This window comes from Clostridium facile (assembly GCF_014297275.1).
Classification (GTDB): Bacteria; Bacillota; Clostridia; order Oscillospirales; family Ruminococcaceae; genus Massilioclostridium; species Massilioclostridium facile.
Genome location: NZ_JACOQK010000001.1, coordinates 1,535,510 through 1,561,261, shown reverse-complemented (window position 1 = coordinate 1,561,261; position 25,752 = coordinate 1,535,510). Strand labels below are relative to the sequence as shown.

The window sequence follows — 25,752 nt, the reverse complement described above, 5'->3', positions numbered from 1 at the left end:
TTTAGGAGAGTGATTGTATGAAAAGAATTAGAAAAGCAGTTATTCCAGCAGCGGGATTGGGGACCCGTGTGTTGCCAGCTTCCAAAGCGATGCCAAAAGAAATGTTGGCGATTGTAGATAAACCGGCAATTCAGTATATCGTAGAAGAAGCAGTACAAAGTGGCATTGAAGAAATCCTGATTATTACCAGCCGAGGGAAAACCACAGTAGAGGACCATTTTGATCGTGCTCCTGAGTTGGAAGCTACTCTATTGGCCCGTGGAAAACAGGATATTTATGATGAGATTGTTTCTATTTCCAATTTAGCGAACATCTCTTATATTCGCCAAAAAGAAACCAAAGGGTTAGGACATGCTATTTTGTGCGCAAAGGCTTTTGTTGGAGATGAACCTTTTGCTGTTCTATACGGAGATGATGTTATTCGGGCGGATTATCCAGTTTGCCGCCAACTTTGTGACGCTTATGAAGAATTTGGTTTGGGTGTTGTAGGGATTAAAGAAGTATCCGAAGAAGCAATCCAAAAATATTCTTCTATGAAAGTACAGCCAGTACGGGATAATCTGTTTAAAATCAGCGACATGATTGAAAAACCAACACCGGATAAAATTATGTCCCTGTATTCTATTTTAGGCCGCTGCGTCCTACCACCAGAAATTTTTAATATTTTGGAAAAAACCCCTGCTGGTACTGGAGGAGAAATCCAGTTAACCGATGCAATGAAAAAGCTAGCGCAGGTAAAAGGAATGATTGGGGTTGACTTTGTTGGCAAACGTTATGATATGGGAAATAAACTGGGCATATTACAAGCAATTGTAGAAGTTGGGCTGGAACACAAAGAAGTTGGGGAAAGTTTTCGCTCCTATTTAAAAGAAATTTCTAAGACATTATAGTTGACAATCTTTTTATTGTTTGGTATAATATCAGAGTTATCCTTGCTCTACCCGAGTGAGGTAGGGCCAAAGACCAAAAGGAGGTGCTGAAATGGCAAAATTAACACAAAAGTATGAAACCGTTATCGTCCTGAGCACAAAAATCGGTGAGGATGGTATCCAGGCTCTTGTTGAGAAATTCAAAAATTTGATTTCAAAACACGGTACTCTTGAATCTGTTGATGAATGGGGCAAACGTAGACTGGCTTATGCAATCAACTATGAAACAGAAGGTTACTATGTTCTGTTTAACTTTGAAAGCAAACCAGATTTCCCAGCTGAATTGGATCGTATTTATAAGATCACAGACGGCATTTTACGTTCCCTGATCATTGCAAAAGAAGACTAAGCTGGTGATTCTATGTTAAACAAAGTTGTTTTAATGGGGCGCTTAACCGCTGACCCTGAGCTGAAACAAACAGCCAACGGGATTCCAGTATTATCTTTCAGCATCGCTGTTGACCGCTCTTTTGCGGCAAGAGGAACAGAACGTCAAACTGATTTTATCAACATTGTTGCATGGAGACAGACCGCAGAGTTTATCAGCCGTTATTTTACGAAAGGGCAGATGATTGCTTTGGAAGGATCGATCCAAACGCGCAGCTATGAAGATAGACAAGGAAACAAACGTACAGCGTTTGAAGTTGTGGTAGATCAGGCTCATTTTTGTGGTAGCAAAAATGAATCCACAGGCGCAAGACCTATGGTACAACAGCCAAGCTATCCAGCTCCACCAAAGTTTGAGGAACCAGCAAAAACGGGAGAAAGTTTCTCGGTAGGCGATTTTGATGATTTTGACGGATTTGAAGAAATAGGTACTGATGACAGTGACCTGCCATTCTAATTGTGTAAGGAGGATTTGATTATGGACAGACCAGTACGCGGTAGAAGACCTCGTAAAAAAGTTTGTGCATTCTGTGTTGATAAAGCAGAATACATCGATTACAAAGATGTTGCTAAACTGAAAAGATACATGAGTGAAAGAGCTAAAATTGTTCCAAGACGTGTTACCGGAACATGTGCTCATCATCAACGTCAGTTGACAGTTGCGATTAAAAGAGCTAGACATTTGGCTTTATTACCTTATATTAGTGACTAATATAACAGGATTTGGACGGTGTGGCAGGATCACATCGTCCATTTTGTTTTGTGGGAAAAGAGAGGATTGATTATGAACTCATTTTCCGGGTTCTTCCAAAAACACAGGGAATTTTTATGGTATACCTTATTTGGCTGCGGTACTGTAGCAATCAATTATATTACGTATCTTTTTTGTGAGTCTTTCCTACAAATTAATTATTTAATCAGCATTGTAGCTGCTTGGTTTCTTAGCTTTTTATTTGCTTTTATCACAAACAAGCTGTTTGTTTTTCAAAGTAAAAGTTTCCAATGGCTTTTACTGTTAAAAGAATTTGGGGGATTTCTTGTTTGCCGTGTGTTTTCCTTAGGAATTGAGTTAGTGACCATGTTTATCAGTGTAGGGATACTTCACTGGAATGATAAATGGATGAAACTGATTTCCAATGGCATAGTTATTTTAATTAATTATATTGGAAGTAAACTGGTGATTTTCCGTGACCGAAATAAATAAACCGTTGAATCCTACTAAGAGTAAGATTCAGCGGTTTTTTGTTTATATAATGATTGTCGATAAAAAATACACTTGTTTTCTTAATTGAATAATATTTTTGAATTTAAAAAAGTGATAGGTAAATATTAGCAAATGTGTTTCCGTTGATCCGAGAGAAAATGCAAGAAAGACATTCATATTTCTTCTAAGAATATTTAAGATGATTTATAGAGAAGATAGCTTTACTTTTATTATAAGAATTTTTATTGATATAAAAAGAAAGATGAAAGAATACAAATAATAATTGTTTTAAGGAAAAATTATTTTTGGTTCAAAAATAACTTAATAAGTACGCTTTGTTCTTATATGGTTTCAATATTCAATCATTTTTTAAAAAGTGTGTTGTGATTTTTGCTTATTTTAACTTTATAAATCTATACAATTTTCACAAATAGCAGTTCTGCTACTTGTGAAAATAAAGAAACATGTATCATTTTGTTGATTTTAGCCTACAAACATGTTAAAATTATTAAAGATATTGTATATTTGAGGAGACTTAATATGTTTTGGGAAAAAGATATTGAAACCATGCCTCGTAACCAGTTGGAAGAATTACAACTGGAACGATTAAAATGGGTGGTTGACTATGCCGATAGAAATGTAGAATTCTATCATAAAAAATTTGAAGCAGCGGGGGTAACTTCAGAAAAAATAAAAAGCCTAGCTGATGTAAAATATCTGCCATTTACCACAAAAGCAGATTTACGTGACAATTATCCGTATGGACTTTGCGCAGCGCCAAAAAATAAAATTGTACGTACCCACGCATCTAGTGGGACAACTGGAAAACCAACAGTTGGTTTGTATACCAGAAATGACCTGGAAAACTGGGCAAACCAGGTAGCTCGTTTGGCGGTAGCGGTTGGAGTAACATCGGATGATATTATCCAAATCGCTTTTGGTTATGGATTGTTCACTGGAGCCTTGGGATTGCATTATGGTCTAGAAAAAATTGGATGTGATGTGATTCCAGCTTCTTCCGGAAATACCAAACGTCAGCTGATGTTAATGGAAGATTTAGGAGTAACTGGTTTAGTTGCAACACCTTCTTATGCGATGTATATGAGTGAGGTTGCAAAAGAAACCGGAGCAAAATTAGATGCCTTGAGAATTGGTTTATTTGGTTCCGAAGGATGTACCCCAGAGATGGCACATAAAATTGAAAAGAATTTCCATTTGTTTGCGACTGACAACTATGGTTTAACAGAATTAAATGGTCCAGGTGTTGCCGGTGACTGTATTGAAAAAACTGGGATGCATTTTGCGGAAGACCACTTCCTCCCTGAAATCATCAACAGCGATACATTGGAAGTTAAGGATAGAGGCGAAGAAGGAGAATTGGTAGTAACTACTTTGACCAAAGAAGGGATGCCAATGATCCGTTATCGCACCAAAGATATTACCCGTTTGCATTATGATGCGTGCCCATGTGGTAGGACCCATGTACGTATGGAAAAAGTAAAAGGCCGTTCGGATGATATGATGGTGATTAAAGGAGTCAATGTATTTCCATCTCAAATTGAAAGCGTTCTTGTGGGGATGGCTGAAATTGGTGGCCATTATCAGTTGATCATCCGTCGTGATGCAAAATATCGTGATACTTTGGAAATTAAAGTAGAATTAATTGATGGATCTTTATTGGAAAATTTCAAGGCTTTGGAAGATTTACAGGCAAGAATTAACGCAAAATTGCGTGAAGTATTGCGTTTGGATGTAAAAGTTTCTTTGGTTCAACCAAAAACTTTGGAACGCTTTGAAGGGAAAGCAAAACGTATTGTTGATTTAAGAGATCAAGTAGAATAAAACAACCATATTGATAAATTGGAGGAATCTAAGGATGAAACAATTGCTTTTAGGAAATGAAGCGGTTGCCCGTGGTTTATATGAAGCAGGCGTATCTGTAATTTCCAGTTATCCTGGTACCCCTAGTACTGAGATTACTGAATTTGCAGCTACTTATGATGAAATGTACTGTGAATGGGCTTCGAACGAGAAAGTTGCTTTAGAAGTAGCCATTGGTGCCTCTTTGGCCGGAAAACGCTCTTTTACAGCAATGAAACACGTTGGTTTAAATGTTGCCGCTGACCCATTATATACTTTATCTTATATTGGCGTAAACGCCGGAGTAGTAATTGCGGTAGCGGATGACCCAGGTATGCACTCTTCTCAAAATGAACAGGACAGCCGCAACCATGCAAAGGGCTCTAAAGTTCCTATGTTGGAGCCTTCCAACTCCGCAGAATGTTTGCTGTTTACCAAATTGGGTTTTGAATTATCCGAAAAGTTTGATACACCAGTATTGTTACGGTTATCTACCAGGGTATCCCATTCCAGAAGTTTATGTGAGTTAAACGATCGGGTAGAATTACCAGATAGACCATATGAGAAAAATATCCAAAAGAATGTAATGATGCCGGCAATGGCAATTCGGAAACACCCAATTGTAGAACAACGTACTGCTGACCTTCGTGCTTATGCGGAAACAGCGGAAATGAACCGTGTAGAGGACAACAATAGTAAAATTGGTGTAATTACAGCAGGTTCCTGCTATCCATATGCCAAAGAGGCGCTGGGAGACAAGGTAAACTATTTGAAACTGGGTATGGCATATCCAATGCCAGTACAGTTAATTAAAGACTTTGTGGCAAAGTGCGATCAGGTTTTTGTTATGGAAGAACTGGATGACTTTATTGAAAGCCATTGTAAAAAATATGGTATTCCCGTTATTGGAAAAGAAGCGTTTTCTTTCTGTGGGGAGTACTCCCAGGCTACTATTAAAAAAGCGATTTTGGGCATTGAACCAGAGTGTTATCATATTGATACGGAAATACCAGGTCGTCCACCTGTAATGTGCGCTGGATGTCCACATAGGGGCGTATTCTATGCTTTAAAACGATTGAATGTATTTGTAAGCGGAGATATCGGCTGTTATACATTAGGTGCAGCAGCTCCATTACAGGCAATTGATGCTTGTGTCTGTATGGGTGCGTCTGTTTCAGGTGCCCATGGTTATTGTAAGGGAGTTGGTCCAGAAAAAGGAAAGGCAACAGTTGCAGTTATTGGCGACTCCACCTTTATTCATTCTGGTATTACCGGCTTAATTGATGTGGCTTATAACCAAGGGAATACCGTTACGATTATTATGGATAACTCGATTACTGGTATGACAGGACACCAGCAAAATCCAACAACAGGCTATACAATTAAAGGTGATCCAACTTCTGCTGTAGATCTGGAAGCTCTGGTAAAAGCAATTGGAATTAAACGGGTTACTGTTGTAGATCCATATGATATTGAAGCGACCTATCAAGCAATTAAAACAGATATTGCGTTAGATGAACCAACCGTAATTATTTCACGCCGTCCATGTGCATTGTTAAAAAATGTAAAACATAATCCTCCATTCCATATTGATACAGAAAAATGTATTGCATGTAAATCCTGTATGAGAATTGGATGCCCTGCTATGAGTTTACATAATGGCAAAGTCCAAATTGACGGTACCCAATGTGTAGGTTGTGGCGAATGCATCAGCCTGTGTAAATTTGGTGCAATCAAAACAAAGGAGGAGAACTAATATGAGTACAAGGTTCAACTTGGGTGTGGAATATGAAAATAAAAGCGATGTAAAAAGTATTATGATTGTTGGAGTGGGTGGTCAAGGCACTTTATTGGCTAGCCGTTTATTGGGAAATGTCATCCAACAAAATGGATATGATGTAAAGGTATCCGAAGTGCATGGGATGAGCCAGCGTGGTGGTTCGGTTGTGACCTATGTAAAATATGGAAAAGAAGTGTATTCCCCGGTGATTGAAAAAGGGGAAGCGGACTATATCCTAGCATTTGAATTATTGGAAGCAGCACGTTATCTGCCTTACTTAAAAAAAGGTGGAAAACTGATTGTGAACACCCAGCAGATTGATCCAATGCCTGTCATTACTGGCGCTGCTGTTTATCCGGAGAATTTATTGGATAAACTAAAAGCCTCAGGGGCAAATGTGATTGATGTAGATGCTTTTTCTACTGCGATGGAAGCGGGTAATCCAAAAGCTGTTAATGTAGCTTTAATTGGTACACTGGCAAAAAATTCTCAATTTACAAAAGAACAATGGGAACAAGCTATTAAAGAAACTGTACCAGAAAAATTTTGTGAATTAAACTTAAAAGCTTTTGAACTTGCTTATGAAAAATAATTCAATACAATAAAAGGAGGTTTGTCCATGTATATTAAGCAGATTTCCGTTTTTTTGGAAAATAAAGTAGGTCGTCTGGTAGAAATTACGGATACCATTGCAAAAGCAGGAATTGATATTAGAGCCGTTTCCTTGGCAGATACCAGTGATTATGGTATTTTACGGGTAATTGTAGATAATCCTGATCAAGCCGAGAAGGTGATTCGGGATGCCGGTTATACAGTAGCAATTACCAACGTGCTTGCAGTGGGAATCCAGGATAAACCAGGTACGTTTACCAAAGTATTGGCGTCGCTTTCTGAGAATGATGTGAATGTGGACTATATGTATGCATTTACAGGAACGCACAATGGTACGGCTTATGTTATCATGAAAATGGATAATTTAGAAAAAGGGATTCAAGTACTACAAAATAATAATGCGGTTGTGTTAAGCACAGATGAAATATATCATTTATAATATGAAATAACAAAACGCCTATTGTGTAATTGTAACAAATTATACAATAGGTATTTTATTTATCTTTTATAAAAGAAATTGGTTTGTAGAACAGATGGAAAATAATTTTGGTATTAAAAAATTGAGACAATAGCAAAACGAAAGATTATATTGCCTAAAATATAGATGTTTTACCAATGACAGTGAATTTTGATAGAATTAAGTCTCTGTTTTTCGGATAAAACAAAGGAAATTGCTATATTTTTAATTGTTCATGTTTGCTAACATGGTTTTATTCAATTTTATGTTTTTTACAACTGTTTTAGTATAGGAATATATACTAAATGCAAAATTGAAATATCATGATTTTTAACCAATTATGATTATCGATCAAGAAAAAATGGAAAAAGGTTAGTTTGAACGGTTTCTCAAAAATTTTGGAATAACTTAAGTATATTGTACAAGAGGAAATAACGATGACATTGCAACAACTACGGTATATTATTGAAATTGTAAATAGTGGCTCGATGAGTGCAGCCTCTGAAAAATTGTTTCTTACACAGCCCAGCCTGTCCATGACAGTAAAAGAATTGGAACAAGAATTGGGGATTGAAATATTTTTACGGACAAACCGAGGAATTTCATTGACAAATGACGGAGTAGAATTTTTAGCATATGCCCGCCAAGTTGTAGAACAAGTTGACCTTTTAGAAAGTAGATACCATACAAAAAAACCTTCCCGCCGAATCTTTTCAGTATCCACCCAACACTATGCTTTTTCAGTCAACGCTTTTGTCAATCTGGTAAAAGAGTACAATCACAATGAATATGAATTTACTTTACGTGAAACCAAAACACATGAAATTATTGAGGATGTGAAAGAATTTCGCAGTGAAATAGGAGTACTCTTCTTGAGCAGCTTTAACCAAAAAGTTATTAAAAAAAACTTGCGGGAAAGTGGTTTGGTATTTCATCCCCTTTTCGAGGCAAAAGCCCATGTATTTATTAGTAAAAACAATCCACTGGCACAAAATCGTCAGGTGACATTAAAAGATTTACAAGAATATCCATGCCTTTCGTTTGAACAAGGACAGTATAATTCTGCTTATTATTCGGAAGAATTGCTTAGTAATGTATGTCATCCTAAAAATATTATGGTGAGTGATCGAGCAACTTTATTTAATTTATTGATTGGATTAAATGGTTATACCATTTCTACTGGTATTTTAAGCGAGGATTTAAATGGAAAGGATATTGTATCTGTACCACTTAATGTTGAAGAAAGAATGACAGTAGGATATATTGTACATAAAAATATTGGATTGAGTAAAATTGCCTTATCCTATATTGAAAAGTTACAACACTATATTTTTCAACAATTAAACGAAAAAATGAAGAAACTCTGGTAAAAAAATTATCATGTATCATTTTTTATGATGGTTGTTACAATATTTTGTGATTTTAGAAAAGATATTGATTTATATGGGAAATAATGCTATTATGAAAAATAAATAACGGTATTTTGATCAATATAGAAGATAATAGTACTACTTTTGATCCAAAGAGAAGAAAAAAGGAGAGAAAGAATATGGCATCCAACATTATAAAAATTATGGAGCCAATAATTTATCAGCTGAGAGAAAATCCAATCCATATGATTCGAAATATCCAACGGATGAAACAATATAAAAAGAAACATAAAAATCAGTTGATAAATAAAGAGCATACCATGTTAGAAGAGGTATGTTTTGATCCACAGGAAAATATTACAGTCTATTTAGATTTTTTATGTGAAAAAATTTTTCCTTTAAATACAGCTAAAAAACCACTACAAAAACGGATACAGGGTGCAAAATTACATCAACATAACCATGAATTTTTTGAGATGTTTTATCTATATTCAGGAGGATGTACCTGTTGTTTAGGAGATCGGGAGATAGAACTTCAACCAGGATCTATTTGGATTTTAAATACAAAACTACCTCATAGCATCGTATTGCATGATAATAGTACCAATTTAATTAATATATTAGTGCGGAGCTCTAGTTTTTCTCATACACTAATGGAGTTATTGAAACCGGATAATTGTTTTTATCATTTTTTTGTAAATGATGTTTTTGGGGAAGAAACAACAGCCGATTATATGTCGTTTCAATTAGAACCAGATTCTATGTCAGAAATTTATTTAAGTCAGATTTTAAAGGAATATCTGCAACAAGAAAAGGCATCTCAAACCATTATGTTGTATTTGTTTTGCTGTTTATTGGTGGAACTATCCCGCTTATATGAACAGCAAATTACAATAAAAGCAAAAGATAAATTGAGTTTATGCGATATTCTTGGATATATGAAAGAAAACTATACTTCAGTGACATTACAGGATTTATCAGAGCATTTTCATTATTCCTCCCATTATATTTCCGAGTTATTATTACAGTATACTGGAAAACGTTTTTTAAAAATTAAAAATGAGTTATGTTTGAAAAAGGCAAAAGAAATGCTTGCAAATACTGATTTATCTATTGATCATATCGCTATGACAGTAGGATATGAATACCGAAGTAGTTTTGATGCAACTTTTAAAAAAGAATTTCATATTACTCCAAAACAATATCGGAAGCAATTAGATGAAATTATAATACAAAATAATAAAGCAGAATAAAAACATCTTTTGTTGTTTGATTTAAAGATGTAGGGGATACTATAATATTAACTTTTTTGTATTATTGTTATATAATTAAAAAAATATAAAAATATGACAAGAAAACATTAAAATGATATTGTGAAACGGTTTGGATTGTGGTATACTTTTAGACGTTCTTTGAAAGTCTTGCTAAGAGAATAGAATCAATACAATGGAGATGAATACTTTGCTGGATTTAACGCCTAAGCGCAATCGTCATACAATTGCTCCAGTACGGATTATTTGTTTTAGTTTTTTATTAATTATTCTTGTAGGAACAATTTTATTAACCCTTCCCATATCTTCAAAAGCGGGAACGGTTACTTCTCCTTTAAACTGCTTATTCACTGCAACTTCAGCTACTTGTGTAACAGGATTAGTTGTATATGATACGTTTACCCAGTGGACACCATTTGGGCAAGGGGTTATTTTGGTACTCATCCAGTTGGGTGGATTAGGGTTAGTAAGTTTTACGACATTTTTTACTCTTTCTATCCGTGGAAAATTAGGGCTACGTGATTTGCGGATAGCTGGGGAACATATGAATTTTGGCAGCTTAGATGGGATTCAAAGTGTTATGAATACCATTATTCGTGTAACCCTTTTATGTGAAGGCATTGGCGCTATTTTATTAATGTTCCGTTTTATTCCCATGTTTGGATTAGAAGGTATTTTTGTTTCTGTCTTTATGGCGGTTTCAGCTTATTGTAATGCTGGTTTTGATTTGTTAGGACAATTAGAGCCTGGAGCTAATTTAACAGTAATAGCGGACGATTGGTTTGTGCAGTTAGTATTAGCGGCTTTAATTATCGTGGGTGGCTTAGGTTTTATTGTTTTCCATGATATTTTTACTTCTAGAAAGCACCATGAAAAAGTGCATAACTTAATGTTACATTCTAAGATAGTGTTAATTACGACAGGGCTATTATTATTGATAGGAACTGTATTAATTTTTATTTTAGAATATAATCATACCTTAAGTGGAAAACCATTGTGGGAAAAAGCTGTGAATTCGTTTTTCAGTTCTACAACCGCCCGTACAGCAGGATTTAATGTAATTAATTATGGCGAGGCTGTCCCTTTAACTAAAATGCTAACCTGTGTATTGATGTTTATTGGAGCGTCCCCAGGTGGTACAGGGGGTGGTGTAAAAACATCTACTCTATTTGTATTGTTAATGACAGTATACAGTGTGATGAGGGGGTTTGAGGACACCACGACATTTAAGCGCCGTGTAGGGCGTTCCACCATTTATAAAGCGATTGCTTTGGTGTTTTTTTCTATTATGCTATTGACTATTTCTACAATATTATTAATGATTTTCGATAGTGATCAAAGTGGATTAAATTTATTATTTGAGACTACATCAGCCTTTTCTACCACTGGATTAAGTGCAATTGGTTCTGGAAATCTTTCAGCACCATCTAAAATTGTTTTAATTTTATTGATGTATATTGGAAGGGTAGGACCCATTTCATTTATTTTAACATTAAATAGTACCTATGGTTCTAAAGGTAAAAATATGACTTTACCAGAAGGAAAAGTGATGGTAGGGTAACTTCTATTGTATAAAACTGCTTAAATCCCGAAATTTTTTTGGATTTAAGCAGTTTTTTGATTAATTAGATTGATTTTTATAATAATTTGTTGACAATTAACAAATATTCCGATATAATGATAGATAATTAGAAAATAGAAAAAATAATCCAAATATAACGGAAGAATAACATATTATTTGGTAATAAAAGGAGAATGAAATATGCAAAACGGTTTTTCACAACCACCTTACCCAAATCCCAATATGCCACCATACTATCCACCTCAACCGCCACGTAAATCCAGTGGAAAATCAATCGCCTCTTTAGTGTTGGGAATCATTTCAGATGCATTATTGGTAATTACTTGTTGTGTTTTCCCTTGGATTTCATTAATATGCTCTATTATTGGTATTATTTTGGGGATGTTAGGGAAAAAAGAAAATTCGAATGGAGTTGCAATTGCCGGATTAATCACCAATATTATTGCATTGGTTTTATCTATTGCAATGGTATTTTTGGTTATTTTAGTTTATATTGGTATCTTGGATACTTCTGGATGGTACTATAATTATTCTTTCTATAGTCCATTTATTCAATAATGAGGAATTAGATAAAGACCTGTAGTAAATTACTACAGGTCTTTTATTATGTCGGAAATTGAAGCCATATTATTGACAATAGATAGAAAAATAGATATATTAAATAATGGAAAATAATATAATAATGATGGCATAAATTGAAACTTTATTTAGCTCAGGAGGAAAAATAATGGAGATTTTAAAATGTAAAATGTGTGGAGGAGATATCCAAGTAGAAGGAAACCAAGGATTTGGAACCTGTGAATACTGTGGAACCACCATGACTTTACCAAAAATAGATAGCGAACAACAGGCCAACCAGTTTAATCGCGGAAATCATTTTAGAAGGAATGGAGAATTCGATCGTGCCTACCAAGTATATGAACGTATCATAGAGCAGAATCCTACTAATGCGGAAGCTCATTGGTGCTTAGCATTGAGCAGATATGGGATTGAATATGTAGAAGACCCAACCAGCCATGAGAGAATACCAACTTTTCACAGAATGAGCTATGACCTGATCATGAATGATGCTGATTATCAGGCGGCATTACAGTATTCAGAAGGGATAACCCGTTCGTTATATGAAAAAGAAGGGAATCGGATAGCGGAAATCCAGAAAGGGATGCTGGCGATATCACAGCAGGAAGATCCATATGATGTATTTATTTGTTATAAAGAAACGGATGAGAAAGGAGAAAGGACGCAGGACAGTGTGATAGCCCAGGATATCTACTACCAATTGGTAAATGAAGGATATAAAGTGTTTTTCTCACGGATTACATTAGAAGGAAAATTGGGACAAAAATATGAGCCCTATATTTTTGCAGCATTAAACAGTGCAAAAACAATGCTGGTAGTGGGAACAAAGCCAGAGTATTATAATGCAGTATGGGTAAAAAATGAATGGGGTAGATACCTACAATTGATGAAAAAAGATAAAAATCGGTTATTAATTCCATGCTATCGAGATATGGATCCATATGACTTGCCAGAGGAACTATCTTATTTCCAAAGCCAGAATATGGGGAAAATAGGATTTATACAAGATTTAATTCATGGGATAAAAAAGATATTATCCGACAAACAGGAACCTGTCCAAGCAACAGTACAGCAGGCTGTATCTGTCCAGAATACGGTGAATGACCAATTGCGAAATATTGTGGCATTGGGTTTCATGGATTTAGAACAGGGGAAAAATGAGTCCGCAGAACAAACTTTTCGAGACGCATTGAAAATGGATATGAAATGTGCTGAAGCATATTTGGGATTATATATTGTAACCCATAGCAAAGGGCATAAAAATTTGCAAGGAGAGTTAAACTCATATGCATCCAAAATGAAACGGTATGCTCCACAAATGACAGAATTTGAAAAAGAACTGTTTCAAGATGAAATGCAGTTGAAAATTGTACAGTCATACCTTTATATGAAGGACAACGATCGTATTAAAACAATTCTACAGATACAACCGGATATTTTAGAATCCAGAATATATGAACCAACAGCCCATTATCCGTTGTTGACCTGGGCCATTTTAGAAAAAGATGTGGAAATGGTGGCCGTCTTATTAGAAAATGGAGCAAATCCAAATGGAGAGAGAATTTGTACAACAGATTATGCCGAAGTACATATTAGCCCGTTAGGGGATGCTATTTGGAATGAACCAAATGTAGAGATTGTAAGGTTGCTATTGCAATATGGAGCGGATGCCAATGGATATAGAGTATATCAAAAAGACAATGAGTATGCTGTATACAGTTTGCTATCCGATGCCATTTGGAATGCACATAATATAGAGATGGTACAGCTATTGCTACAACATGGCGCAAACCCTAATTTTATGTATCAAAGCCACAATGAAGATGGAACAGTGGATGAATGCACCATGTTATCCGATGCCATTATTTATACCCAAGATATGAATATGGTACGACTGTTATTGGAATATGGGGCTTCTATGGATACTGAAATTACAATAGAAAAAAGAAAAAAGCCAATTCGGAGATTCCCATTCCGCCGTTTAATCAAAACTACGATATTTCCTGACTTTTTAAAGCAGTTGAAAACTGTTGGTTGGAAAGAGGGATGGTTTTAATCTCTAAAAGTAAAAATACTGTAAATACCAGCTGGTATTTCGGAGAATAAAAAAAGCAATTAAACTGATCATAAACAGTACAGCATACCACCAGTGAAATTTTATTTTAATCGGTTTATCTGCAAAGAAAAAAGAATGGATGGTAAACCAAATAAGAAATAATAACCCTATAACAATCCATAGGAAAAAGTAAGGATTGTATCGAAAGGCTTGTAATAAATCCAACTGTATGATACAATCGAACATACGGGTTAATCCACAGGACCAGCAAGCTAATCCAGTGGTGTTTTTTATGATACAACCTTCTGATAGTCCCATCCATTGGGTAGGATACCATTGGAAGTGATGGAATAAAAACCAGCCAACGAACAATACGGTCCAGATACCGATACATAAAATACGTTTTGTTTTATGGGAAAGTGTCAATGGAAAATCCCTTCCTTTCAAAAATCTCAAATAGGGGTGTTATGATGGAACGACAAGAAAAAATTTTTCAGCATGTGACCAAATATCTCACCATTGGTTTTATCCTTTTCGGACTAGTGATGACGATATACAATCTATTTTATTCTACACCATACTATATAGCTTTAAGTGCGGCATCTATTTTGTTCGCATTTATCCCTGCTGTGGTGTACAAGATATTCCGATTAAAACCAGTATACTCGTTAACTTTTTTATCCGATTTATTTTGCATTTTAGCCTTCACCATAGGGATGGTATTTCATGGTTATACAACCCTTCCCGGCTTTGATAAATTTGTGCACACATTATCAGGGGTATTTTTTGCCTTGGTAGGGTTAGGCCTTTATTATCTGTTAAAGCCAGATCGAACAATGCAAAAATCCGATGGACCACAAGCAATTGTGTTTAGTGTCTCGTTTGCTATGTTAATTGCGGTAGTATGGGAAATTTTTGAGTACGCAATTAATTTAGTGTTGCATAATGACCCGCAAAAAGTGTTAAATACTGGTGTAAATGATACGATGCTGGATATGATTGTGTGTTTGATTGGCGCACTGTTTTTGGCTATCTGTATGTATTTTTATTATCAAAAAGGAAAAAAAGAGTTTTTTATGCGAACCTTTGAAATCTTTTGTATTAAGAATATTCAGAGAAAATAATTTATTTTTTTACCCATTTACAGCATTGCTGTAAATGGGTTTTTTATTGATTAGGGAAACCACCGGCTATGCCGGTGGAGGTGCCTCGTAAAAAAGCTTTCGCTTCAAATATCGAGCGAAGCGAGCTACTAACAAGCAATCTAGCAAGTTCATCAAGCTCGGAAAGAAGCATAAGTGCCTGTTTACGGGCGGTGGAGCAGTAGATGCAAGAGAAAGAATGTTCAGTGCATCTTTAGATGCCCGCCAGTAAAATGCCCTTCTAGGGCTTAATCAAGCCTCCGGCTTAGCCGGAGATCATGGCTGCTATAATAACACAAATAAATAGATTGTTAAATGACTTGGATTATTTGTAAATAAATAATATCTATTTTAGAAATTTTGCACTTACTATTTTATCAATTCTTATTTTGGGTCATAAAATATTAAACCTTATCCAATAGGAAAAATATGATTCATTTTCATCAATAGTATATTTACAGCCAAAAAGGTTTCGTATGATAAATCATTTTTATTACATCATGTTAAACCATATTTTGTTCCGTATGGTTTTTATTATAATAAAATTTTATCATAAATACAACTGGGATTTTGTTCTGTTTTTTCGGTAGCATCCATATAATTTGGATATGGGGTGATGCCAGTGAATTGGAAACAGAAATTATTTGGTTCGGTTTGTATTCTCTTAGTAGCTGCAATCGGATGCAATTTTATTGGAGCTGTTCAGAAATATACATCTTCCCAGTCGTTGGTGCAGGCAGCAGATGGAAAACCAATCCAGTGGGTAACATTTGATCCCCCTTATTCTGCATTAGTAAAAGCAATGAACTATGATATAGAGAGCCAGTCTCAAGAAATCCAAATTGACTGGGTGGATCTGCTTGCTTATTTATCCGCCAGTTATTGGGGGGAATGGAAAAAGTATAAGGCAAAAGATATGGAGGAAACAGTAGAAAAATTAAAGTCAGGTGTAAAAATAGAAGAACTAGCAGCTGATTATCAATATTTTTCTTATTATCAACAAGCTTATACCGCTGTACTTGGCGGGATGGTAGGGGAATATCAAATTGGAAATGGAGAAACCGATGCTTCTGGTAACCCTATTATGGAAACAAAATATGGATTAAAGGCATATTCCCCAATTGCATATGGATATTCTTTTAGCCATTATGATGATTTTGGAAATTCCCGAAACTATGGATATAAACGAAAGCATCTTGGAAACGATCTGCTTGCTTCAATTGGAACGCCAATTGTCGCAGTAGAAAGTGGGATTATTACCCATATAGGTTGGAACCAATACGGTGGATGGAGAATTGGCATCCGAAGTTTAGATGGAAAGCGGTATTACTACTACGCTCACTTGAGAAAAGACCATCCCTTTCGGCAAGACTTGACAGAAGGTACCTTAGTGGAAGCCGGTGATTTGATTGGTTATGTTGGAATGACTGGATATAGCACGAAAGAGAATGTGAACGGGATGCAAGTACCACATTTGCATTTTGGCATGCAGTTGATTTTTGATCCATCCCAGGAAGAAGGGGAACATGAGATTTGGATTGATGTTTATGAAATTATTAAATTACTGGAAAAACACAAATCGCCCCTCTTACAGCAAGAAGGGCAATCCGATTATATTCGTAAATATGAATTTGTTGACCCAACAGTAGAAGAATATGTTCGTAAAGGTTCAGATATAACCCCACAACCCTCTAATTGAGGCTTCTCCGTGATGGATATATTGTTGCTTACCATCAATTTCACAAATTAATTGGCCAGTATCTGAAATAGCAACCGCTTTGCCTTGTTTTTCTACTTGGTGAAATAATACCCGGACCTGTTTTCCCAGTGTAATACAATGCTTTTGATATTGTGGTAGGATGCCTTCTACAAAACCTAATTTTTGGTATTGTTTCCACAATTGGTTGAATTCCTCCAGATAACCGGATAAGATTTCTTCCATGGTATAGTTTTTTTGGGTTTCCAACCATAAGCTAGTAGCATAAGTAAGCTGTTGTTGCTCAAATTTGTTTTGCGTTTGATGCAAGTTAATCCCAATCCCACAAACCACATGAATGGAGGAACCTTCAATTGTACTTTCACATAGAATACCGGAGACCTTTTTTTGGTGAACAACAATATCATTTGGCCATTTAATTCCAGCATCTGAAACAGATAATTTTTGAAATAATACTATTTCAGCTAAGCCACAAATCAAAGATAAAAAACTTAAATCCTGCGGTTGGCAATTTTTTAGTACAAAGGAAAAAGCAATTGCGTCCCCAGGCGCAATCTCCCAAGACCTTCCTTTGGTACCTTTTCCGCCAGTCTGGCAATCAGTATAAACAACAGTGCCATTTTCTAGTAGGTCCATTCGCTGTTTACAATAGGTATTCGTAGAATCCACTTGCTTTAAATAGATGGTGCGGTGCCCAACAAAAAATGGTTTCAAAACCGTTCCACCTCCACTGTATGCATGGCGATACCAGCTTTGGTAATATCAATAACGCCGTAGCTGGGTAAACCGTTCCGTGGCAATGTTATGCTGCCAGGGTTCATAATATATAAGCCGTCTTCATAGTCTGTAAAGTTTTTATGGGTATGGCCATATAATGCAATAGAGGCATTTTCCATCCGCGCTTTGGCTTTTAATTTGTCCAAATTGGATTTTACACCATAAATATCCCCATGGCATGCAAATATAAGATTACCATTACAGTCAATAGTACGGGTTAGTTTTTCATCGGAATAGCGGTCACAGTTGCCATGTACCGCAAGAAATTTTTGTTCCGGATACAGGCAGCGGATATCCTCTAACTCCTGCAAACCATCTCCAAGATGTAGGAATAAATCAGTAGAATCCAGGTGGCGCTTTATGACCCAGTGTAACCGTTTAAAGTTTCCGTGAGAATCGGATATGACGATTATTCTCATAACTTTTTACCTCCGGCAAGATATTTGTATGGTAAAACTTATTTTATCATAAAAAATTTAGAAAGAAAAGGGGACTCCTATGAACAACAAATCTTCTCAAACCAATATGGATGATTTTTTACAAAAACACAAAAATATGAAGGGCAAGCAGCCAGAAGAGATTTTAAAATCCTTAAAGCCAGAGGATGCTGAAAAAGTGCGTAATATTATGAATAACCCTGAAATGACAAAAAAAATTTTAAATTCCCCACAAGCTCAGGCGTTAATGAAAAAATTGATGGGTGGTAAACATGAGTGAAGATTTATCCCAAATGCTGCAAAATTTTTTGGGAACGAAAGAAGGGCAGCAACAGCTACAGTCAGTAGCGGAAATGCTTGGTTCGGGAGAGGGCGGTTTTGACCTTTCCCAGCTAAGTGGGCTGTTGGGTGGAGGGGAATCACCAAAAAAGGAAGAACAAAAACCCACCGCAATGGATTTTGGTGGGTTGGATATGAATATGATTATGAAATTACAACAGATGATGGGACAGTTCAATAGCCATGACAAAAATACAGATTTAATCATGGCGTTAAAGCCGCATTTAAAGCCAGAACGTCAGTCCAAAGCAGACGATGCTATTAAAATTATGCGGTTAATCTCCCTTTTACCTTTGCTAAAAGACAGTGGATTGTTTGGTAAGCTGGGTGGGGAATAATACGGGAAGGAGGAGTAAAATGGCACAACAATATTCTCATTCCGAAATGATGGCGATGCAGCAGGATGCAATCCGCAGGGTACAAGAAATGCATCGGCGTTCTCAGCAAAAAATTCAAAATCAATCCCACCATTCCCGTAATAATACCCATCCATCCTCCCAGCAGAAAAATCAGGAATTTCCTGACAAAAAACAGAATAGCCAACAGCCTATTGTACCCGCTAAGCCAAACGAAGAATCTCCATTATCCAAAATTTTAACAGATTTAAATCTGGACCATGACCGGATTATCATTTTAGCTTTAATTGTACTGTTGTTAAATGAAGGTGGAGATAAACTATTGATTTTAGCGTTGTGCTATCTATTAGGATAGTATTTAGAATTATATTTGAGTATTGGCGTTTTGATTTTGTTGTGATATAATACAAGATAGTTCAACCAAAATCCAATTAGATAAAATCTAATTTTGATAGGAGATACTGATAAAACCAGGAGATAGTTCCCGGTTTTATCAGTCTTTCTTTGTGCTCATTCAAAGGACAAGGCTGTTTTCTGTCAGGAGGTACAGTATGGTATTGCTAACATTAGATCAGATAACAAAATCTTATACAGAAAAAAAGCTATTGAATCAAATCAGTTTTACCTTAAACGAAGGGGATAAAGTAGGAGTTATTGGAATTAATGGTACGGGAAAATCCACCCTGTTAAAAATAGTTGCTGGGATTGAACAGCCGGATCAGGGAAAAGTGGTAAAAAGCAATTCGGTACGGATTGGGTACCTGCCACAAAACCCTGTGTTCACCCCTGGAAACACTGTTTTAGAGCAGGTATTAGATGGAATATCAAACCAGTTGGATACCAAAGAATATGAAGCAAAGGCGATGCTGCAGAAATTAGGGATTGCAGACGATACCCAGTTAGTGGATGAACTATCTGGTGGGCAGAAAAAGCGAGTAGCAATTGCGGCTGCACTGCTCCATCCCTGTGAAGTCCTAGTAATGGATGAACCTACTAACCATTTAGACCATAAAATGGTAACTTGGCTGGAAGAGTATTTGAAAAAATATCGTGGAGCATTGTTGATGGTAACCCATGACCGCTATTTTCTAGACCGTGTTACCAATCAAATTTTAGAAATTGACCGTGGCTCTATTTACCAATATGAAACCAATTATTCTGGTTTTGTACAGCGAAAAGCAGAACGTGAAGAAATGGAAGCTGCTTCGGAACGCAAACGGCGTTCTCTATTAAAGAAAGAGTTAGCTTGGATGCAGCAGGGACCAAAAGCACGAGGTACCAAAAGTAGATACCGAATTGAGCGATATGAAGAATTAAGCAGCCAACAAGGAAATCTACCAGAACAACAGTTAGAATTAAATTCATTGGCATCTCGCTTAGGAAAAAAGATTGTAGAACTAGAGAATATTTCAAAATCCTATGATGGACAGCTTTATATTAACCAGTTTAGTTACAATTTGTTGCGCAATAGCAGGATAGGAATTGTCGGCCCCAATGGATGTGGAAAATCCACATTGCTAAAGATTATTTGTGGAAAAATCCAGCCGGATTCTGGAATAGTACATATCGGAGAAACGGTTAAATTTGGATATTTTTCTCAGGAATGTGATGAAATGGATCTTTCCATGCGGGTGATTGATTATATCAAGGAAGTGGCAGAAAGGATTCAAACTCCAGATGGTGTTTTGACTGCTAGCCAGTTATTGGAGAAATTTTTGTTCTCTGGGGATTTGCAATGGAATACGATTGGAAGATTATCCGGAGGGGAACGGCGGCGGCTATTTCTTTGCCGCATTTTGATGAATGCTCCTAATGTACTTTTATTGGACGAGCCTACCAATGATTTAGACATCCAAACCATGGTGGTGTTGGAGGATTATCTAGAATGTTTTGATGGTGCTGTAATTGCGGTTTCCCATGACCGTTACTTTTTAGATAAGATGGCAGATTTTATTTTTGCTTATCAACCAGGTGGGATTATCCGGCAATATGTAGGCGGTTATACTGATTATGAACAGCAGATAAATTCAGAAGAACTATCTTCTAAACCAGTTCAATCCAATGGAAAAAGTGTAAAAAATATACGGCCTAAAAAGCAGGATATGCCAAAAACAAAATTTAGTTACAAAGAACAGTATGACTATGACCACATTGACGGTGAAATTGAAGCATTAGAACAAAAGTTGGCAGAAGTTGCCCATCTGATTGAGGAACAGTCCAGCGATTATAGTAAGCTACAAGAATTGTTGGAAGAACAAGAACAATTAAATGAAAAACTGGAAGAAAAAACAGAACGCTGGATCTATTTGAACGAGCTGGCGGAACAAATAGAAAATGCGAAAAAATCATGAATTATCAATTGATACGTTCTAAACGAAAAACAGTAGCGATTCAAATCAAACAAGATGGGACGATTCAAGTTAAAGCACCGAATCGTCTTCCCTTGCGGTACATCGAACAGTTTCTTCGGGAAAAGCAAGGATGGATTCGGCAGCATGTTTATCAGATGTCACAATGGATGGAACAGAAACAGCAGTTTTCTATTCAACCGGGGGACAACATGTTGCTGTTGGGAAAAGAGTATCCAGTTCAGTTGGGGGACCAAGTATGTTTTCGAGAAAATAATTTTTATGTCCCCAAAATGGAATTTTCAGCATTGCAGCCAAGATTAATACAGCTTTATCGTGAACTTGCACAACAAATCATTCTTCCACGTGTAGAATGGTATGCAAAAAAAATGGGGCTATCCCCTACTTCAGTGAAAATTAGTTCCGCAAAGAAACGTTGGGGTTCCTGCTCTGGGACAAATCGGATTAACTTTAGCTGGAGGTTGGTAATGGCCCCTTTGTCAGCTGTGGATTATGTGGTGGTACACGAACTTTGCCATATGATAGAACATAACCACTCAGCAAATTTTTGGAAGTTAGTTTCCCAGATTGTTCCGGATTATTCAGAGCAAAAGCAACAGTTAGCAGAACTTTCCTATCGTTTGATACAAGAAAATTGGGGTGATTAAATGGTGACAATTTGGGTGGATGCAGATGGATGTCCGGTTGTAAACCAAACAATTCAGATTGCTTCAAAATATCAATTGGATGTTTGGCTGGTGTGCGATACTTCTCATGAATACCATCGGGAAGGTGCAAGAACTCTGGTAGTGTCTAAGGGGAGAGATAGCGCTGATTTCGTTTTGGTAAACCGTATCTGTAAAAATGATATTGTGATTACCCAAGATTATGGTCTAGCTGCCATGTGCTTGGCAAAACAGGCAGTTGTAATCAATCAGGATGGAATGCGATACAATGAATTTAACATTGACAGTTTATTGTTAGCACGGCATACAGCAAGAAAAATCCGAAATAGCGGCGGTAGGTTAAAAGGGCCTTCTAAACGGACAGAGCAACAAAATAAGATTTTTCAGAGAGAATTAGAACAGTTAGTAATAAATCAATTTGAAATATAGGAGGTGGGGTAGGATGAAAGTTACCATTATTCATTCTAACGGGAGAAAAGAGAACACATGGGAGATTACCCAGATGTTCCGGTATCAACTATCAAAATATCAAAAAATAGAATTTAAAGAGCATGATTTATCTTCTGAGTTTCCTTATTTTTGTACAGGTTGTCATAACTGTTTTTTACATGGGGAACAAACCTGTCCCCATTTTCAAAAATTGCAGCCTATTTTAGAGGATTTCCTCTCTGCAGATGGGGTGATTTTAGATAGCCCTGTATATTGCATGGATGTTAGCGGGCAGATGAAGTCTTTTTTAGACCATCTTGGTTATATGTGGATTGCGCACCGTCCACGAATCGCTAATTTCTTTGCGGTTGGAATGGCAATCTCTACAGCAAGCAATGGAGGTTGTAGTTATACAAATAAAACTATGGAGCGCAGTTTCGAATATTTAGGATTCCGGCGTTGGTACCATCTTGGTGTGTTAAAATCGGAAATTGAGGAGGAAAAGACCAGAAAAAGGGTTGTAAAAGCAGCAAAAAAATTTTATCAAACTATGCTAAATAAGGATGAGATTCATCCTCACCTTTATCAACAACTATTCTTCCAAATCATGAAAAAGAAAATTTTATCTGCTGACCAGCTTTCTTTAGACCGGCAATACTGGGATTCAAAAGGGTGGCTAGAAGGGATGAAGCCCTGGAAATACGAATAAAATGGTGGAAATTTTCTTTTGAGAAAGAAAATTTTTGGAAGTAAAATGTTATAAAAATAGAAAATTCTATAATAGAGGTGATTCCATGAAAAATAAGGACTGTCCCTGTAAAAGGAAACAGTGTAAACGGAGGGGAGATTGCGCTGCATGTATCCAGCATCATCGTCAATCGAAAAGAAAGCAAACAACCTGTGAACGGATAAATAAAAACAATACCAGTAAATCAATGGAACAATTATTTGTGTGATAAAATGTTAGGAGACTAACAATTTAAACGAAAGGGTTTATTCCTAATTGTTTCAATCATTTTGCTAGTATTTTAAAATTAGGGAAAAGGTATTTTTGGTTGATATCTTTTTAGATAGAATTGGAAAGTTTATTTGGTAAAAAAATAAGCGGTGAGATTTTTCTCACCGCTATTGTTTTATGGTTCTATACAAGGTTGTTGTGCAAGCTGTTTTTTAAAAATTGTTCGGAATATCAAACGGATAAAAGGCCCAACAAAAAAGATTTGCAAGCAAAGTGCCATTGGAAAATTAAAAACTGTGGTTTCCAGCCATACAGCAATCAGCTCTGTTCCAGGATGTTTAAACAGAATAGTGGCAACTAAACTCATCATAGGACACATCAGACAAACAATCATAGCGGAAATTGCCAAAATAATAAAAATTGGCCGGTCTTTTCCTGGAGTAACAATACGAAACGCTAGTTTTTGAGATAATTTTTCCACAACAAAGAATTCTAAGATAAATGCTACTGGCCACATGATAATTAACTCATGGAATGCCTTTAAAAAGACTTCATTACTCATACCACCCATATTTAACGCAATATTATAGCAGATCATTCCATAAACCATAGTGAATGCCATAAGGATGGTAAAAATAACTGACTGAAATTTTGTTTTTGGCATAATAAATAAGCTCCTTTTTTGAAAAATAGGCGCAAAAAAACACAGGTGTTACCTGTGTTGTTCGTTAATCAGTGATGCCAAGCGGCCACATGTGTCGTTTCCAATCGTACCAATAACCTATATTTAATTGCAAGAGTTATTATAGCATGGAACCGGAATGGATGCAACTATTTTTATGGATTACTACTAGAATAAAATGATATTCATTAATTCCACATCAATAGTTTTAAGATAATAAAATAATTGGGTTATTGTTTAGAGAATTTAAAAGAAGGAGGTACAAGAACTGTACCTCCTGTGTATATAATAAATAGATTGATGATAATATCGCACTTCCTACATATTGGAGTATCCGTCCAGGAAATCATCCACTTCTTTTGCGCATGCTCTCCCTTCCTCAATTGCCCACACGACTAAAGACTGGCCACGGCGCATATCTCCAGCAGTAAAAACACCAGGAATATTGGTAGCATATTTTCCATCCTCTGTCTTTACTGTATTACGTGGGGATAATTCCAGTTGAAATGCTTTAGCGATGTACTGGTCACAGCCGGTAAATCCTGCTGCGATAATCAGTAAATCACAATCAATGATTTCTTCCGTTCCAGGAACGGGAAGATAACGATGTTGTTTATCAAAAGCCATGCGAATGGTTTCAATAGAAGTAATCATTTTATCCTCATTATAAAATACCCGATTAATGGTAGTACTATAGCGTCTGGGATCTTTTCCAAATACGGCAATAGCTTCTTCTTGGCCATAATCCACTTTACATATTTTAGGGTATTCAGGCCAAGGATTGTCGTCGCTTCGTGTGTCAGGCGCTTTTGGCATCAGTTCCAATTGGACAACCGATTTACATCCATGGCGTATGACAGTTCCTACACAGTCATTTCCTGTGTCACCACCACCTACGATTACTACATTTTTGTCTTTGGCATTAATGAATTTTCCGTCTTTGAAATTGGAATCTAGGTAGCTTTTTGTGTTTTGGGTTAAAAAATCCACCGCAAAATAGATTCCTTTGGTATTCTCCCGTCCTTCCGCTTGGATGTCCCGGGGTCGTTCCGCACCACAACATAGGATGACTGCGTCAAATTGTTCCTGCAATACATCGGATGGAATATCTTTTCCTACATTTACATTGGTAATAAATCGGACGCCTTCCTCTTTCATTAGATTGATACGGCGGTCAATAATCCTTTTATCTAATTTCATATTTGGAATCCCGTACATGAGTAGGCCACCAACACGGTCGTGTTTTTCGTAAACGGTAACATGGTGCCCCCTTTTGTTCAACATATCCGCGCAAGCGAGACCTGATGGACCGGAGCCCACCACTGCTACCTTTTTATCAGTTCGCATTTCAGGGATTTGCGGCTGCATATATCCCTTTGCAAAGCCAGCTTCAATAATAGCCAGCTCACTATCCTTGATGGTAACAGGGGAATTGTTTACCCCGCAGAGGCAGGCTACTTCACACAAAGCGGGGCAAACCCTGCCTGTAAATTCAGGAAAATTGTTTGTTTTTAAAAGGCGGGATAAAGCATGCCACATATTGCCGTGATATACCTCGTCATTCCATTCCGGAATCAAATTATGCAGTGGACAGCCAGTAGCCATACCATGGAGCATCATGCCCGACTGGCAAAATGGTACACCACAGTTCATACAGCGGGCGCCTTGTTCCTTCCTATCTTCCTCGGATAGCATGCCATGAAACTCATCAAAATCCTGAATGCGCTCCAGTGGGTCCCGCACGGGTGTTTCATGCCTGTTATATTCTAAAAAACCTGTTGCTTTTCCCATGAT

General features: G+C 36.6%; 28 protein-coding genes. 23 read left to right on the top strand and 5 right to left on the bottom strand.

The genetic code is table 11. The annotated features are described in order from the left end of the window. Positions 1-17 precede the first annotated feature (17 nt). The 14 genes from galU to H8Z77_RS06425 all read left to right on the top strand — a co-directional run bounded on the left by galU (position 18) and on the right by H8Z77_RS06425 (position 14,087). A complete protein-coding gene (gene galU, locus H8Z77_RS06490) occupies positions 18-890 on the top strand; it encodes a UTP--glucose-1-phosphate uridylyltransferase GalU (protein WP_069986725.1) in 873 nt (290 codons plus the stop codon). Positions 891-981: 91 nt separating this feature from the next. Continuing rightward, positions 982-1,278, top strand: a complete 297-nt coding sequence (gene rpsF, locus H8Z77_RS06485) for a 30S ribosomal protein S6 (protein ID WP_069986727.1) — start codon at positions 982-984, stop codon at positions 1,276-1,278. A gap of 12 nt (positions 1,279-1,290) precedes the next feature. Beyond that, positions 1,291-1,773 (top strand): single-stranded DNA-binding protein, encoded by a 483-nt coding sequence (locus H8Z77_RS06480; RefSeq protein ID WP_069986729.1) that lies wholly within the window; start codon positions 1,291-1,293, stop codon positions 1,771-1,773. 21 nt (positions 1,774-1,794) lie between these two features. Further along, positions 1,795-2,028, top strand: coding sequence for a 30S ribosomal protein S18 (gene rpsR / locus H8Z77_RS06475; RefSeq protein ID WP_069986732.1), 234 nt, complete (start codon positions 1,795-1,797; stop codon positions 2,026-2,028). A gap of 72 nt (positions 2,029-2,100) precedes the next feature. Continuing rightward, positions 2,101-2,520 carry a GtrA family protein gene (locus H8Z77_RS06470; RefSeq protein ID WP_083256309.1) on the top strand — a complete coding sequence of 140 codons (420 nt, stop codon included), beginning with the start codon at positions 2,101-2,103 and terminating at the stop codon, positions 2,518-2,520. Between the two features lie 540 nt (positions 2,521-3,060). Further along, the gene (locus tag H8Z77_RS06465) at positions 3,061-4,362 is read left to right on the top strand and encodes a phenylacetate--CoA ligase family protein (protein ID WP_069986734.1); all 1,302 of its coding nucleotides are present in this window, start codon (positions 3,061-3,063) and stop codon (positions 4,360-4,362) included. Between the two features lie 34 nt (positions 4,363-4,396). After that, positions 4,397-6,136, top strand: a complete 1,740-nt coding sequence (gene iorA, locus H8Z77_RS06460; protein WP_186996525.1) for an indolepyruvate ferredoxin oxidoreductase subunit alpha — start codon at positions 4,397-4,399, stop codon at positions 6,134-6,136. Position 6,137: 1 nt separating this feature from the next. Then, positions 6,138-6,752 carry an indolepyruvate oxidoreductase subunit beta gene (locus H8Z77_RS06455; RefSeq protein WP_069986738.1) on the top strand — a complete coding sequence of 205 codons (615 nt, stop codon included), beginning with the start codon at positions 6,138-6,140 and terminating at the stop codon, positions 6,750-6,752. A gap of 27 nt (positions 6,753-6,779) precedes the next feature. Beyond that, complete coding sequence (locus tag H8Z77_RS06450; protein WP_069986740.1) at positions 6,780-7,211, top strand: ACT domain-containing protein; 432 nt, start codon at positions 6,780-6,782, stop codon at positions 7,209-7,211. 455 nt (positions 7,212-7,666) lie between these two features. Next, positions 7,667-8,599, top strand: a complete 933-nt coding sequence (locus H8Z77_RS06445; protein WP_069986742.1) for a LysR family transcriptional regulator — start codon at positions 7,667-7,669, stop codon at positions 8,597-8,599. Positions 8,600-8,712: 113 nt separating this feature from the next. Beyond that, positions 8,713-9,852, top strand: a complete 1,140-nt coding sequence (locus H8Z77_RS06440; protein WP_186996524.1) for an AraC family transcriptional regulator — start codon at positions 8,713-8,715, stop codon at positions 9,850-9,852. 208 nt (positions 9,853-10,060) lie between these two features. Then, positions 10,061-11,431, top strand: coding sequence for a TrkH family potassium uptake protein (locus H8Z77_RS06435; protein ID WP_186996523.1), 1,371 nt, complete (start codon positions 10,061-10,063; stop codon positions 11,429-11,431). 201 nt (positions 11,432-11,632) lie between these two features. Beyond that, on the top strand, positions 11,633-12,010 hold the full coding sequence (locus H8Z77_RS06430) for a hypothetical protein (protein WP_069986745.1): 378 nt from the start codon (positions 11,633-11,635) through the stop codon (positions 12,008-12,010). A 169-nt stretch (positions 12,011-12,179) separates the two neighbouring features. Beyond that, the gene (locus H8Z77_RS06425) at positions 12,180-14,087 is read left to right on the top strand and encodes a TIR domain-containing protein (RefSeq protein ID WP_186996522.1); all 1,908 of its coding nucleotides are present in this window, start codon (positions 12,180-12,182) and stop codon (positions 14,085-14,087) included. 3 nt (positions 14,088-14,090) lie between these two features. Here the strand turns inward: H8Z77_RS06425 and H8Z77_RS11715 are convergent, their stop codons facing one another. After that, on the bottom strand, positions 14,091-14,405 hold the full coding sequence (locus tag H8Z77_RS11715; RefSeq protein WP_366472178.1) for a DUF2752 domain-containing protein: 315 nt from the start codon (positions 14,403-14,405) through the stop codon (positions 14,091-14,093). A gap of 152 nt (positions 14,406-14,557) precedes the next feature. On the opposite strand from H8Z77_RS11715, the gene H8Z77_RS06415 reads away from it, so the two are divergent. Beyond that, positions 14,558-15,211: a DUF2238 domain-containing protein gene (locus tag H8Z77_RS06415; RefSeq protein WP_069986751.1), complete on the top strand. Its 654-nt coding sequence runs from the start codon at positions 14,558-14,560 to the stop codon at positions 15,209-15,211. Positions 15,212-15,851: 640 nt separating this feature from the next. After that, positions 15,852-16,928 (top strand): M23 family metallopeptidase, encoded by a 1,077-nt coding sequence (locus tag H8Z77_RS11710; protein ID WP_366471961.1) that lies wholly within the window; start codon positions 15,852-15,854, stop codon positions 16,926-16,928. Here the strand turns inward: H8Z77_RS11710 and H8Z77_RS06405 are convergent. Further along, positions 16,899-17,660, bottom strand: a complete 762-nt coding sequence (locus H8Z77_RS06405; RefSeq protein WP_069986756.1) for a biotin--[acetyl-CoA-carboxylase] ligase — start codon at positions 17,658-17,660, stop codon at positions 16,899-16,901. The genes H8Z77_RS11710 and H8Z77_RS06405 overlap by 30 nt on opposite strands. Next, positions 17,657-18,142 carry a YfcE family phosphodiesterase gene (locus tag H8Z77_RS06400; RefSeq protein WP_069986757.1) on the bottom strand — a complete coding sequence of 162 codons (486 nt, stop codon included), beginning with the start codon at positions 18,140-18,142 and terminating at the stop codon, positions 17,657-17,659. The genes H8Z77_RS06405 and H8Z77_RS06400 overlap by 4 nt, the downstream gene beginning before the upstream one ends. A 79-nt stretch (positions 18,143-18,221) precedes the next feature. Here H8Z77_RS06400 and H8Z77_RS06395 point away from each other — a divergent pair, with 79 nt between their 5' ends. The 7 genes from H8Z77_RS06395 to H8Z77_RS06365 all read left to right on the top strand — a co-directional run bounded on the left by H8Z77_RS06395 (position 18,222) and on the right by H8Z77_RS06365 (position 23,027). Continuing rightward, a complete protein-coding gene (locus tag H8Z77_RS06395) occupies positions 18,222-18,440 on the top strand; it encodes a hypothetical protein (protein ID WP_069986758.1) in 219 nt (72 codons plus the stop codon). Beyond that, a complete protein-coding gene (locus H8Z77_RS06390; RefSeq protein ID WP_069986759.1) occupies positions 18,433-18,837 on the top strand; it encodes a hypothetical protein in 405 nt (134 codons plus the stop codon). The genes H8Z77_RS06395 and H8Z77_RS06390 overlap by 8 nt, the downstream gene beginning before the upstream one ends. Positions 18,838-18,856: 19 nt before the next feature. After that, positions 18,857-19,210 (top strand): hypothetical protein, encoded by a 354-nt coding sequence (locus tag H8Z77_RS06385; protein WP_069986761.1) that lies wholly within the window; start codon positions 18,857-18,859, stop codon positions 19,208-19,210. Between the two features lie 196 nt (positions 19,211-19,406). Next, positions 19,407-21,206 (top strand): ABC-F family ATP-binding cassette domain-containing protein, encoded by a 1,800-nt coding sequence (locus H8Z77_RS06380; protein ID WP_186996519.1) that lies wholly within the window; start codon positions 19,407-19,409, stop codon positions 21,204-21,206. Further along, positions 21,203-21,871: a M48 family metallopeptidase gene (locus H8Z77_RS06375; RefSeq protein ID WP_186996518.1), complete on the top strand. Its 669-nt coding sequence runs from the start codon at positions 21,203-21,205 to the stop codon at positions 21,869-21,871. Before H8Z77_RS06380 ends, H8Z77_RS06375 begins: the two co-directional genes overlap by 4 nt. Then, positions 21,872-22,318 carry a YaiI/YqxD family protein gene (locus tag H8Z77_RS06370; protein ID WP_069986765.1) on the top strand — a complete coding sequence of 149 codons (447 nt, stop codon included), beginning with the start codon at positions 21,872-21,874 and terminating at the stop codon, positions 22,316-22,318. It begins immediately after the preceding gene. Positions 22,319-22,331: 13 nt separating this feature from the next. Then, positions 22,332-23,027 carry a flavodoxin family protein gene (locus H8Z77_RS06365; protein WP_069986766.1) on the top strand — a complete coding sequence of 232 codons (696 nt, stop codon included), beginning with the start codon at positions 22,332-22,334 and terminating at the stop codon, positions 23,025-23,027. A gap of 424 nt (positions 23,028-23,451) precedes the next feature. Here H8Z77_RS06365 and H8Z77_RS06360 read toward each other — a convergent pair whose 3' ends face one another. Together H8Z77_RS06360 and H8Z77_RS06355 are read right to left on the bottom strand one after the other, a co-directional pair. Next, complete coding sequence (locus H8Z77_RS06360; protein WP_186996517.1) at positions 23,452-23,940, bottom strand: DUF2798 domain-containing protein; 489 nt, start codon at positions 23,938-23,940, stop codon at positions 23,452-23,454. Between the two features lie 336 nt (positions 23,941-24,276). Further along, on the bottom strand, positions 24,277-25,749 hold the full coding sequence (locus H8Z77_RS06355; protein ID WP_186996516.1) for a glutamate synthase subunit beta: 1,473 nt from the start codon (positions 25,747-25,749) through the stop codon (positions 24,277-24,279). Between the last annotated feature and the right edge of the window lie 3 nt (positions 25,750-25,752).